Below are 13,197 nucleotides of genomic sequence, written 5' to 3'. Positions count from 1 at the left end.
AGAAGAACGGCTTTTTTTTAGTGCTATGTCATGTATGTATTCTTAACCATACTCAGCCTTTATCAGAATCAGCTTTGTGATTAAGTGTGGTCCATATCTTATACAGAATTCCTGCGATAACGAATAAAAGAGCATCACTGAGTTTTGGTGCTCCTCCGTATAGAAATGCGGAACAGGAAAACCCTACTATAAACAGTAAAACAATATAGAGGAATCGCATATTAGTTCACCTCGTTAATTTTTGGTGTTACTAAGTAATTTTCAGATAGTACTTGTTACTTCACTCCAAACCCACTACTACTGTCGAGCCACGCCCAAATTCTTCTCCAAATACGCCGCAAGCAATGCCAGCGGGCTATGGATCGGAATACCACGATTCGTTGTAACCTGTGCAGCAGCGGGAGCCATAGACAGCTGGGCTGCAACTACCGTTTTACCCGAATACTGCTCAGCAATCTGCTGTAATCCTTCACGTACCGCTTCGAGATACCCTTGCTGATCTCCACGCATAATCAACTCAAATGTCCCAGGGATGCACACCACTTCCGTCTGAGATGTCTTGGCAACGTGTAGTTGCCCATTCTCATCCTCTTGCTGTAAAGCCTGGTTCACCCGTGCCATCGTGCCTTCAATGGTTGCAGGGTTGGTGAATGCTATGATGTAATCTCCTGGTACTCGCCGCATCTCCTGCAATAGCGGATCATCTATGCCAATCACAGGCACAGGGACCTGTGTGGCCTCCTGCTCCAGTACTGTCGCAAACAGGGTACACGTGATCAGAATGGCATCGGCATGACACTCAGCGATCCATTGGAGCGTCTGGGCTACTTTCTCGTGAATGACGACCGCGGAAAAGTCAGCGTCATGTTTAAGGCGGTCCAGACCTGGATCGACGTAATGGACCAATTCAACTTCATAAGGAGCAAGTGTCTCTTCAATTAAGGCGATGTTGGAATAGTGAGCGTGAAAACAACCGATGGTGATCATGTGCTAAATCCCCTTTTCCAGTTCGTATATGTCATGTCATGGAAATGATTGTAGATATTTAAACCATTATAGAAACATGCCTGAGAACTGTACAGTCGTTTGTTGCTCAACGCCAATAACCGCCCTTCCGCCAAGCTGCGGAAAGACGGTCGATAACCGGACTCGAATAGGGTCCGGTGTCCATTTTTATCTAAGGGAAGGAGAAGCATTTTTCTTCGCCATTTTTTGCTGTAGAATTTCATGAAAGGATAGACCTTGAGTGTTCTCATTCTCCTTTTTAGGAGCAGTGGTCGCCGTGTTGCGCGGATATTGGTGATGGTACGGGATCATTTGCTGAATAGGCATGCGGATCATCTTGGTTCCTCCTTTGATGCATTTTTTATAATTATGTATTTCGACTGGTTACCATGCCAGGTGCGCATATAGGTACATGTGACTTGTTAGACGAAATAAAAGAGTTTAAAGCGTAATTCCAATTGGATTGTAGTGATTTTACCCGGTTTTAAGGAGATGTAAACGTTTTTAGGGAAATTCAGGAGTAAAGGACCTGATATGAAAGGTTTGATATGGGAGGATCGAATCGGTTGTTATGTGAATAGTCCCAATTTTAAGGAAGTCAATGGTACCCGCTTATGAGGCATATTGTCTGATTAAATGATGCAAAGCATGCTAACTAACTTGGTACCATGGTCGGGTTGTTTAGGGGGTAATGTAGTTCCGGATATAACAAAAAAACTGCCGAGCGAACTCGGCAGCTTGCATGATATACAGAAGGATGCCAGGGAAACTTTGATCCTGTGTGAGGTGGTATCGTGTTGGTTTTATCTACTTTGGCGAACAGCGATGTATATATCCACTTGTACACTCTCGGGATTCAGGCTGCGTTCATCATATAATTCAAAATCCCCGGTGAACGTACGATCGCTTTGTTTGTCCCATGCCCATATGGCTCCCCAGGCTTCGCCAACAACCTCTGCCATCGGTCCTTTTCTGGAAGTGAATACGGCGTAAGTTGCAGGAGGGAGTAAAATGTCATCCAATCCTTCAGGCAATGATTCGTTCGGACTGACCTCATGCCCTACCAGTATGGTGTATTCTCCGGTTATCCCATCGGTGTAATCCGTGTAACAACCATAGCGAACAACTTCAGGTGCAGGGAGGTGCTCTGAGACAAAATAATTGTTCCAGAGTCCCTGAATACAGCCTTTGCCACTGATCTCAATGGCGTTGGTTGTGCGGGCGGATACGCCGGCAATGCGTTTGCCAGGAAGAGTGACATAACGAACGGGCTGGGCAGAGAACGAATGATCTGTTGTTACCTGACCAAGATTAGCAGAAGCAGTAGGGTTTTCAGCCAGAGATTCTGTATGTTGATCCGTTGTATTTATGCGCCAACGCTTCAAAAAAGGAAGCTGGTTGCGCAGCATCGAACGAGCGGATTCCTCATCCATGCCCTCGTCCTTCAGAATGGCAGTGCACATCTCCGTCATGCCTTCGAGTGAAATACCGGGCTGCTCGAACTTGCCCTCTTTGTAACAATAGATACAGTACTCACGGGTTGTGCTCCCATCTGCTTCTGTTCCGAATTGGGCAGGTGCTGTGAGCGGCATGCCGCAGCTTTGACATACAGTGACGTTCATGATTGGTTCCTCCTCATATATGTACAGATTGTATATATCTGAAGTATACGGGGAGGAACTGGACAGCTGTCTGTCAGGTTTGAGTCGGAGGTATATAATTTTGTACAATTTGCTCCGCGATACGGCAGATCTCGTCCCGAATATGCTGAGGTTCCAATACTTCAACGTCCGCGCCGAAGCCCAGAATGAACCCATATAACCAGCCATCCTCGGGAAAAGCAACCTGGCTAATATAATACCCAGTCCCATCAGGCATGACGTTCTCGATCCCAAACCATTCTTCCGCAATATGACGGACGCGAGGATGGAATTTCAAGGTTAACCTAGCCTGATTGTCCGGACGGCTCCATTCCTGCTGCCAGGGTCTGTCCTGTGGGTTGATGACTTTACGATCGAAGTGCTCATTAGCAAGTGTGACATCTTGCATGCGCACAAGCTTGAACATGCGAAATTGATTCCGCTCGTGGCAAAAAGCATACAGATACCAGGAATGCTTCTTGAGTACGATGGTATGAGGGTCGGCAGTTCGGTGAGTATGGATACCTTCCGCACTGCAGTAGGTAAAGGTTACGGGTCGTAATTGATCCATACCCTGTTCGATAAGTTCAAGCTTGATTTTCAGCGCTTCGGGATGCGTCCAGGTTGAATAATCCACGATGAATCGATTGGTATTGGCCTGAAAATCGTCATTTTTGGATTCAGGTACGATACTGCTGAGTTTTTCGACCAGAAGCTCACGCGCCGCATTGGCATGGGAAGTGGATACACTGCGCAGTGCAGTGACGATGGAAGCGAGGTCCTTGTCTGTTAATACGTTTCGATCCAGACGGTAGCCCTCTGCCAGACCAATCCCGCCACTTGCCCCCTGATACGTCACCACAGGGATACCTGCTTGACCCAATGTATCGATATCTCGATAGATGGTCCGGATTGATACTTCGAACATATCTGCCAAGTCTTTGGCTTGTACCCGTCCACGATTGATTAGCAGCACTACGATGGCTAATAAACGCTCCAGTTTCATATGTATGTATTCCTTTCATTGGTTTATCTGTTGGATTCAAATATGTTATAATGCCCAGCATCACACATAGGAGTGGAATAAGCAATGAAGCGAATTACGATTCTGATCGCAGACGATGAAGTTGAGATCGCTGATCTGGTTGCTTTACATTTACAAAAAGAAGGATATCACACCATCAAGGCCTTTGACGGGAAGGCAGCGGTTCAAGCTGTTCAGAACCAAGCGATAGATTTGGCGATTCTGGACATTATGATGCCTGGCATGGATGGGTATGAGGTGACCCGTAAAATTCGGGAACAGCATCATTTACCGATCATTTTCCTGAGTGCCAAAACGTCAGATATGGACAAAATTACGGGACTTGTGATGGGTGCGGACGATTATATGACCAAACCGTTTAATCCGATGGAGCTTGTTGCCCGGGTTAACTCCCAGTTACGTCGTTCTCTCCAATTCAGCCAGTCTGTGCCTGTGCAGAGGTCCATTCTGGAGAAGGGCGGGCTCATCATCACGCCAGATCAACATCGTGTTACACTCTACGGCAAACCAGTGGAACTAACACCGAAGGAATTCGACATCTTGTATCTGCTCGCGAGCCACCCCAAGCAGGTGTTCAGTGCAGAAAACATTTTTGAACAGGTATGGGGAGAAGCCTATTACGAGAGTGGCAATACCGTGATGGTCCACATTCGGACCCTGCGCAAAAAGCTGGGGGAAGATGTGAACAAGAACAAGTTTATCAAAACCATCTGGGGTGTGGGGTACACGTTTAATGACTAAACGAAGAAGTTTTCGTACAACCATGATTATGTTGCTAGGGTTAAGCATGCTTGCCTCTGGTGCAATTACCTATGGGATTTACAAGCTTATGCAAGCCTATTATTCGGGTGTCCGTGCAGAAGATCAGCTCGCTGAATATCGTCATTTTATGAGAAGTATCGGGGATATCTATTTCTTCCTGATTTTATTTATCCCACTGGCCATTCTATTTTTCTTCTGGTTTACCAAGCCCTACGCGACGTATTTCAAGGACATTTCCACAGGGATCAGGCATTTGGCCAATGGAGACTTTCAGCATCGTGTGCAGATATCCTCGAAGGACGAGTTAGGTACGATTGCGGAGGATGTGAACCTGGCAAGTGAGAAGTTAAAGGAAGCGGTAGAACGAGGGGATTTTGCTGAAAATAGTAAAGACCAGCTTGTCGTCAATCTGGCGCATGACCTGCGAACACCACTGACCTCTGTGCTTGGATATTTGGATCTGCTTATGAAGGATGATCAGCTGACAGAGGAGCAGGTGCGTCACTTTACGTCGATTGCATTCACCAAATCACAGCGTCTGGAGAAACTGATTGATGATTTGTTTGAAATTACCCGTATGAATTATGGCATGTTGCCTATAAACAAGACACAGCTGGATCTTAGCGAACTGCTGAAGCAGATGAACGAAGAACTCTATCCTGTATTTGAAAAGAACCAACTAGTCGCCCGACTGAAAATAGACACTGACCTTACGGTCTCCGGTGATGGCGAGTTGCTGGCTCGTGTGTTCGAGAACCTGCTGATTAACGCTGCACGGCACGGCAAGGATGGCATGTACGTAGATATTAATGGATATCGGGATGCAGAACAGGTCATCATTCAGGTAATTAACTATGGTGGACATATTCGTCCTGAGGAATTGCCACATATCTTCGATATGTATTACACCGGAGATCGTGCCAGAACCCCTCAAGAGGGTGGGACAGGCCTTGGACTGTTTATCGCTCGCAATATTGTAGAGCAGCATGACGGTACGATCTCGGCCCAGAGCGACGTGGTACGGACGTTATTCGAAGTTCGTTTGCCCGTATTCCAATAAGATTGACGTCAAATTTAAGAAAAACTTTAAAATTGCCCTGCTTTTTCTTTAACTTGTGTTGTCTATCCTTGATGTATGAGGTAAAAGGAGGAACAAGCATGAAAAAGTGGGGCTTTTTGATATGTATTATTTTGATCGGATATATCGTTACGCAATCACCGGGTTGGATTCAGCAGAAGGATGAGTTGCCCATCGAGATTCAGAATACGCGTGAAAATCCAGCAGGTTATACCGTATCCGTCACCGGAAACATTCAGGATCAGGTACATAAGGGCAACTTGTTACTGGTTGATAAGCAATACCCCGTTCACCCGGAAGGGGTTAAATCCGATATTGTATATGTGGCACATGAGGATGATCTGCTTCGTGGATATGGAATACTGGATCAGAAAATCATGTTATCACGACAGGTGGCCCAGGAGTTTCAGAGGATGGTTGAAGCAGCAGGCGAAGAGGGAGTCCGATATTTTCTCGTCAGCAGTGGGTACAGGGACTTTGAAAAGCAGGACGAGTTATACCAGGAAAAGGGTTCAGACTATGCACTTCCTGCGGGTCACAGTGAGCACAATCTCGGGTTATCCCTGGATATTGGCTCCAGCCTGGCTGCGATGAATGAAGCACCAGAGGGTGCGTGGCTGGAGAAGAATGCATGGAAATACGGATTTATTTTACGTTATCCAAAGGATAAAGTGCGCATCACCGGTATTCAGTATGAACCATGGCACTTTCGATATGTAGGGCTACCGCACAGTGCTGTCATGTATAAGAATAATCTGGTGCTGGAAGAGTATCTCGATATGCTTAAAGAGAAAGAGAACATCACTGTGGAAGTAGAGGGTGAGGAGTATCATATCCGCTATTATCGAGCCACCCGAGACACAACCGTTTACATACCTGAGCAAGGACAAACTGAAATATCGGGTGATAACAAGGGTGGCGTCATTGTCACCGTGAAGAAATAACAGGGCAGCACAAGGGAGGCGAAACAACATGAAGCACAACAACCAGAAGAAAAGCAAACATTACATCCTTTGGATTGCCGTTTTCATTATCTATTTATATCTGCTGACTAAGCTGATCCTGTTCAAAGGAAGCCCGGTCGATTTTGGCATCGTGAAGGATCGACTGATGGCGTTCTTGCAACAACCGGATCTGGTCCATACGCGAACCGTCAACCTGACACCATTTCAGGAAATCTCACGAGACTGGAACAGTCTGTCGTTACATCGTCCGGGTACCGCAATCCATCTGGCAGGTAATATACTGGCCTTTATCCCGCTGGGCATCTTCATTCCTGTGTTGACGGGCAACAAGTTATTCTCTGGAATAAAGGTGCTCCTGCTGTCACTGCTGCTCAGTCTGGGTTATGAAGTGACACAGTTAGTGACTGGCATGGGCATATTTGATGTGGATGATCTGATGCTTAATACACTCGGCGGCTTGATTGGATATATCATTTATACCATGGCTATGGGTCTGAAAAAGTTGTTGGTGGGAGGAGAATCCCGCGTGACGACGAAAAAGTTGAATTCTAAGGAAAGTCACGTGTAAGGAGGAGAAGAACTTGATTATAATGGCTGTACTGTTCATTAGCGCAGGGCTAATGTTTCTCGTGTATCCACACAAGGTAACGGATGCTTCGGAAAAACAGATTACGGAGCGAGTGATCATGTCTAGATGGGTCGGAGGCTCGTTAATTGCTCTGTCGTGTCTGTTTCTGATCATGGGCACGATTCAACTGTTAGATCAAGCCTCACATCACATTGGGCATTAGAAGGCAGTTGGCTTGAAGATTGATTTTTAAACATATCCCGATTATAAAAAGCAAAGCAAAAGAAGCTCCCCACCACGTGCTGATTGCACGTAATGGGGAGCTTTTTTGTATAAATTCATCACATTAATGATTTATATCATTAAGCTTTTTTCATCATTTGACGCAATACAGTTTGCAGGATACCGCCGTTATGGTAGTAATCCACGTCAACCATGCTGTCCAGACGAGCGATAACAGGGAAGTCAAACTGTGTACCGTCTTCACGAGTTACGGTAACTTTCAACTCTTGTCCTGGCTTCACATCATTGCTGAGGCCAGTAATGTCATACGTTTCACGTCCGTTCAGACCAAGGCTGGACCAGCCATGACCTTCCTGGAATTGCAATGGCATTACGCCCATGCCGACCAGGTTACTGCGGTGGATACGCTCGAAGCTTTCCGCGATAACGGCTTTGACGCCGAGCAGGAATGTTCCTTTTGCCGCCCAATCCCGGGAGCTTCCTGTACCATACTCTTTACCAGCGATAACGATCAGGTTCTGTCCTTCATCCTGATACTTCATGGAAGCATCGTAGATGGACATTTCTTCGTCCGTTGGCAGGTACTTCGTGATACCACCCTCGGTGCCTGGAGCCACCTGGTTACGAATACGAATGTTGGCAAACGTACCACGCATCATGACTTCATGGTTACCACGGCGTGAACCGTAGGAGTTGAAGTCTTTGCGCTCTACGCCATGCTCTTTCAGGTACAGTCCAGCCGGGCTGGATGGTGCAATATTACCTGCTGGCGAGATGTGGTCCGTTGTTACGGAATCCGCAAGCAATGCCATCACGCGTGCAGAACGGATATCTGCGATATCGTTCAACTTGTCGCCAAGCTCTTGGAAGAACGGAGGATTCTGAATGTACGTGGAGTTCGGATCCCACTCGTACAATTCGCCTTCCGGTACAGAAATTGCATTCCAACGCTCATTGGCTGTAAATACATTCTCGTACTTGTTGCGGAACATCTGAGCGTTCAGGGAACTAGCGATAGTATCCTTAATTTCCTCGGAGGTAGGCCAGAGGTCTTTCAGGAATACAGGCTCATTGTTCGTATCATAACCGATTGGATCGGTTTCAAAGTCAATATTCACTGTACCCGCAAGTGCATATGCCACAACGAGTGGTGGTGACGCCAGGTAGTTGGCCTTAACTTGTGCATGCACACGGCCTTCGAAGTTACGGTTACCGGACAATACAGCCGCTACGGTCATATCGTTCTCAGCAATAGCTTCGCTCACTTCGTCCGGCAGTGGGCCGGAGTTACCGATGCAAGTTGCACAACCGTAGCCGGCAACGTTGAATCCAAGTTGGTCGAGGTACGTGATTAGGCCTGCTTTTTCCAGGTACTCGGTAACAACAAGGGAACCTGGTGTCAGACTGCTTTTCACATATCCTGGTTTGGTCAGGCCGCGTTCAACTGCTTTTTTCGCCAGTAGACCCGCTCCAACCATAACACTTGGGTTCGAAGTGTTCGTACAGCTTGTAATCGCCGCGATCACAACAGCGCCTGCTTTCAGTTCACTGGTGGAACCGTTCGGGTGTTTCACAGGCACGGTTTGTTCGATTTTCTCATCACTCAGCCCGTATCCGCCTTTATCTACAGGTGTACGGATGATGCTGTTGAAGCTTTCTTTCATTTGTGTCAGCTCAATGCGATCTTGTGGACGTTTTGGTCCGGCAAGACTTGGTACAACAGAGCCGAGATCCAGTTCAATCACATCTGTGAATTCAGGGTCAACGGTGCTGGAAGTACGGAACATGCCTTGAGCTTTGTAATAAGCTTCAACCAATTCTACTTGCTCGTCAGGACGGCCAGTGCTGCGCAGATAGTTCAACGTTTCACTATCAACAGGGAAGAAACCGATCGTTGCGCCGTACTCTGGTGCCATGTTGGCTACTGTTGCACGGTCAGCCAGACCGATGTTGGCAAGACCTGGGCCGTAGAACTCAACGAATTTACCAACAACGCCTTTTTTACGAAGCAATTGGGTAACGGTCAGTGCCAGATCCGTTGCTGTTGCGCCTTCACTCAGGCTGCCTGTCAGTTTGAAACCGATAACGTCCGGTGTTACAAAATAAAGCGGTTGGCCCAGCATGCCTGCTTCGGCCTCGATTCCACCAACACCCCAACCAACAACGCCAAGTCCGTTGATCATGGTGGTGTGGGAGTCTGTACCTACGAGGGAATCCGGGAATACAACGGTCTCGCCGTCCACGGTTTTTGTTGCTGCCACGGAAGCCAGATACTCCAGGTTAACCTGGTGAACGATCCCTGTGGATGGTGGAACTGCACGGAAGTTGTTGAATGCCGTTTGCGCCCAACGCAAGAAGCGGTAACGCTCTTCATTACGCTCGAACTCAACTTTGATATTGTAATCAAGTGCATCGTTGGTACCAAAAGCATCAACCATGACGGAGTGGTCAATAACGAGATCGACCGGTACGAGTGGGTTGATCTGTTTTGGATCACCGCCTGCTTTTTTCACAGTATCACGCATTGCAGCAAGGTCAACGACAACCGGTACACCGGTGAAATCCTGCAGAACGATACGTGCAGGGATGAATGGGATTTCCTTGTTATTATCACGGCCATCTGCCCAGCCGGTCAGTTGTTTTACATGTTCTTCGGTAATGGCACGTCCGTCGAATTGACGAATTGCTGCTTCAAGCAACACTTTAATGGAGAAAGGAAGCCTGGAAAGATCGCCGTGGCCGTTTTCCTGAAGAGCATCGAGACTGTAGTAGCGGTAAGACTTGCCTCCAACCTCAAGACTGCGAGCGGCGGAGAAATGATTCTTTGCTGACATACATGTACCTCCTTGGGATGTGTCGGTGAGATGAAGAAAACGTTCATTTAGGTGAAGAACAGGCCTTCATCGTTCCGTGTTCTTGTTCGTTAGTTTCATCAGATGAAACGTAATTTCATAATCATGACTTTAGTTTTAAGTATACCGTTTTCACCTCCGTACGTAAAGGTCTTTTTGCCTGATCAAGCAAGCTTTTGAACCAATGAAGGCGTTTTCGTGAAGCGGGCAGGAATAAGATATCTCGTGTACCTGTATTTGCTGAATTTTGGATCTCCCTCCCGAGCCGTGTACATACAACCGAGGACCCTTTCATATGAATAGTAGGAGTTTATATACGCAATGAAATATTCCAGACAGAACTCATGCCAAAGGGGGACATAGGCTTGGAACGGGAATGGAAGAGTGCCTTATATACTTACGTGAACCAGTACAATCGCTGTGAGATCGACTACCGTCCACAGACTAGCGAACGGATCGTTACCGATCCTGACTTCGTGGTGGAACGAGGAGAGCGTATGGCAAGGCTGGACGAATGGTATCGTAAGCGGCGCGCCGTGCCTCTTCGCAGCGAGACCAGCGCCAAGCTTGTGCGCACGCTTATGGATGGCCAGGAAGAAGCGGTGGTGGATGTACAATTGTACAGCAGACTGTTCTACGAGAAGAGCGGGATCACCCACCGGGAGGACCGGATTGAGCGGGAGCGGTTAACCTTTCTGCGGCAGAGTGGTGGATGGATTATTGGACGGGTCGAGCGAGAAGTGCCGGAGCGTCGCCCTGCTGGGGAAGGACGCCCGTTTCAACAAGCTGATTTTGTACAGGCGATGAATCGGCCGCTGCTGAATCGGGAAGTGCTGGGTCAAGGAAGAAGCTCACGGCAACAGTCATATCGCAGAGATTTGGCGGTTGCCTATGCAGATCGGTGGTGGAATGCGGGGAATCCGGCATTTGAGGAATTTGATGTGGATTGCACCAATTACGTGTCCCAATGTCTCTTTGCAGGGGGCGCACCCATCCACTATACTGGTAGAAGAGAAGCTGGCTGGTGGTATAAAGGGTATGTGAACGGCTCCGAAATGTGGAGTTACAGCTGGGCAGTCTCCAATAGTCTGGAGCGTTATTTATCAGGCAGCAGCTGGGGTCTGACTGCGACAGAAGTGGAGCGTCCTGAGCAGCTGATGCTCGGCGATGTTATTCTCTATGATTGGGATGGAGATGGGCGATTTCAGCACAGCACCGTTGTGACCGCATTTGATGCGGGTGGTATGCCGCTTGTTAACGCACATACGGTTAGTAGCCGTCACCGATTTTGGGATTACCGGGATTCTTACGCTTGGACGGAGCGGACGGTATACCGGCTTTTTCATATTGCAGATGAGTTTTGATGACGAAAGTTTTTCGGGATGCGGTGACGCAGACATCCAGTTCCGTGTAAAATAAGACCAGATAATGCAAGCAGAATAACAAGGGTGCTGAGCATGCAAGCATGACAGCATCAGGCACAGATAATCGGAGGGTATACATGAGTATGGATAAATTAAAAGTAGGCGTCGTTTATGGCGGAAAATCAGGCGAGCATGAGGTGTCGCTGCAAACGGCGTTTGCTGTAACAAACGCATTTGATTATGAAAAGTATGAACTGGTTCCTTTTTATATCTCCAAGCAGGGGACGTGGAAAAAAGGACCTGTCATGCATGCGCCGTTCGCGCAGATTGAAGATCTGAAGCTGGAGCAATCGGCGGGTGGAACGCAGGATGCGCTGAACGCCCTGTTTGGCCGTTTGTATGGCGGAGCAGAAGCGCTGGACGTGATGTTCCCTCTGCTGCATGGTACGTTTGGAGAGGATGGCACCATTCAGGGCATGTTTGAGATGGCGGATATGCCATATGTAGGTGCAGGTGTACTGGCTTCGGCTGGCGGCATGGACAAAGTGGTCATGAAAAAGCTGTTTGCACAGGCTGGCATCGACCAATGTGCCTTTACGTATTTTAATGCTACACAATGGAAGCAGACAGAGCACGAAATGATCGTACAGGTCGAAGATCAGCTGGGGTATCCTTGTTTTATCAAACCGGCGAATCTGGGCTCCAGTGTGGGCATCTCCAAAGCGCGTAACCGCGATGAGCTGAAGACAGCTGTTGAGTTCGCACTTCGGTATGACACGAAGGTTGTCATTGAGGAGTTTGTTGAAGCCCGCGAAGTTGAGGTCAGCGTCCTCGGCAATGACGAGCCCATGGCTTCCGTTCCAGGTGAGATCGTATCCTCCGGTGAGTATTATGACTATGCAGCCAAGTATATTGATGGTCAATCACAGATGCTGATTCCAGCTCCACTGGACCCAGAGGCCGCAGATCGCATTCGCGAGGCAGCTTTGCAGGCGTTCCGTGCGATTGAAGGTAACGGTATTTCACGTGCGGACTTCTTCATTCGGAAAAATGACGGCGCTTTGCTTATTAATGAAGTCAACACCATGCCTGGTTTCACACCATACAGCATGTATCCACTTCTTTGGCGTGAGACAGGAGTATCGTATGCCGAACTGCTGGATCGTATGATTGAGCTGGCACTGGAGCGTTACAACCGCAAGCAGGCACTGAATTACGAGAACGGCGTACAGGCGTAGCCTGCGACCACAAGATCAGGAGGGATATGCATGGGATTTCAGACTGAATTCAATTCCGTATGCAAGTTCAAGAATGAGCAGGAGCTGTTCGAACTGCTTGAATACGGACGCGGCAAAATGGTCAAACAGGGTTTCCGGGTATTTCCTACCGGCCAGAAAGTGATTGCATACACACCGGATAACGTGGCTGTAGCCATCGTCAAGATCGTGGTTTCCATTGCAGAGATCAACTTCCAGGGGCAAGAGGTAACCGAGGTGGAGATGCTACTCGTCCGCAAATTGACTGAGGAAGAATCACGCATCCAGACTGCACTTGCGGATGAGATGTTCTTTGGAGAGCAAGCACAGGAGTAGTTGTTGACTGTAAGTGCGAGTCGGAAGGACTGATTTGCCAGAATACGATTATGGTCACTCTTTTAGGGTAAAACTTGGTTATA

General features: G+C 47.9%; 13 protein-coding genes. 8 read left to right on the top strand and 5 right to left on the bottom strand.

The window, feature by feature from the left end; translation table 11 throughout:
• Window positions 1–297: 297 nt before the first annotated feature.
• From MKX68_RS07680 to MKX68_RS07665, 4 genes are all read right to left on the bottom strand, one after another.
• Window positions 298–987, bottom strand: coding sequence for an aspartate/glutamate racemase family protein (locus MKX68_RS07680; protein ID WP_340910591.1), 690 nt, complete (start codon window positions 985–987; stop codon window positions 298–300).
• A gap of 186 nt (window positions 988–1,173) precedes the next feature.
• Window positions 1,174–1,341: a hypothetical protein gene (locus tag MKX68_RS07675; RefSeq protein ID WP_017690769.1), complete on the bottom strand. Its 168-nt coding sequence runs from the start codon at window positions 1,339–1,341 to the stop codon at window positions 1,174–1,176.
• A 467-nt stretch (window positions 1,342–1,808) separates the two neighbouring features.
• Entirely contained in the window at window positions 1,809–2,627 is an 819-nt protein-coding gene (locus tag MKX68_RS07670) for a zinc ribbon domain-containing protein (RefSeq protein WP_340910589.1), read from the bottom strand.
• A gap of 73 nt (window positions 2,628–2,700) precedes the next feature.
• Entirely contained in the window at window positions 2,701–3,651 is a 951-nt protein-coding gene (locus MKX68_RS07665; protein WP_340910586.1) for a helix-turn-helix transcriptional regulator, read from the bottom strand.
• 84 nt (window positions 3,652–3,735) lie between these two features.
• On the opposite strand from MKX68_RS07665, the gene MKX68_RS07660 reads away from it, so the two are divergent.
• The 5 genes from MKX68_RS07660 (at window position 3,736) to MKX68_RS07640 (ending at window position 7,286) form a co-directional block, all read left to right on the top strand.
• Window positions 3,736–4,431: a response regulator transcription factor gene (locus tag MKX68_RS07660; protein ID WP_340910584.1), complete on the top strand. Its 696-nt coding sequence runs from the start codon at window positions 3,736–3,738 to the stop codon at window positions 4,429–4,431.
• Window positions 4,424–5,512, top strand: coding sequence for a HAMP domain-containing sensor histidine kinase (locus MKX68_RS07655; protein ID WP_127550881.1), 1,089 nt, complete (start codon window positions 4,424–4,426; stop codon window positions 5,510–5,512). The genes MKX68_RS07660 and MKX68_RS07655 overlap by 8 nt, the downstream gene beginning before the upstream one ends.
• 98 nt (window positions 5,513–5,610) lie before the next feature.
• On the top strand, window positions 5,611–6,474 hold the full coding sequence (locus MKX68_RS07650; protein ID WP_340910581.1) for a M15 family metallopeptidase: 864 nt from the start codon (window positions 5,611–5,613) through the stop codon (window positions 6,472–6,474).
• A gap of 28 nt (window positions 6,475–6,502) precedes the next feature.
• On the top strand, window positions 6,503–7,063 hold the full coding sequence (locus MKX68_RS07645; RefSeq protein WP_340910578.1) for a VanZ family protein: 561 nt from the start codon (window positions 6,503–6,505) through the stop codon (window positions 7,061–7,063).
• 13 nt (window positions 7,064–7,076) lie between these two features.
• Window positions 7,077–7,286 (top strand): hypothetical protein, encoded by a 210-nt coding sequence (locus tag MKX68_RS07640; RefSeq protein WP_074093413.1) that lies wholly within the window; start codon window positions 7,077–7,079, stop codon window positions 7,284–7,286.
• Window positions 7,287–7,425: 139 nt separating this feature from the next.
• On the opposite strand, the gene acnA is transcribed toward MKX68_RS07640, so the two are convergent.
• A complete protein-coding gene (gene acnA, locus MKX68_RS07635; protein ID WP_340910573.1) occupies window positions 7,426–10,140 on the bottom strand; it encodes an aconitate hydratase AcnA in 2,715 nt (904 codons plus the stop codon).
• 383 nt (window positions 10,141–10,523) lie between these two features.
• Between acnA and MKX68_RS07630 the strand changes: the two genes are divergently transcribed.
• The 3 genes from MKX68_RS07630 (at window position 10,524) to MKX68_RS07620 (ending at window position 13,114) form a co-directional block, all read left to right on the top strand.
• Complete coding sequence (locus MKX68_RS07630; RefSeq protein ID WP_370511462.1) at window positions 10,524–11,522, top strand: amidase domain-containing protein; 999 nt, start codon at window positions 10,524–10,526, stop codon at window positions 11,520–11,522.
• A 137-nt stretch (window positions 11,523–11,659) separates the two neighbouring features.
• Complete coding sequence (locus MKX68_RS07625) at window positions 11,660–12,760, top strand: D-alanine--D-alanine ligase (RefSeq protein ID WP_036614110.1); 1,101 nt, start codon at window positions 11,660–11,662, stop codon at window positions 12,758–12,760.
• Between the two features lie 30 nt (window positions 12,761–12,790).
• Window positions 12,791–13,114: a hypothetical protein gene (locus tag MKX68_RS07620; RefSeq protein ID WP_338590712.1), complete on the top strand. Its 324-nt coding sequence runs from the start codon at window positions 12,791–12,793 to the stop codon at window positions 13,112–13,114.
• Window positions 13,115–13,197 lie beyond the last annotated feature (83 nt).

This window comes from Paenibacillus sp. FSL M8-0212, from assembly GCF_038004645.1.
Lineage (GTDB): Bacteria > Bacillota > Bacilli > Paenibacillales > Paenibacillaceae > Paenibacillus.
This window is presented reverse-complemented; position numbering and strand designations above follow the sequence as displayed.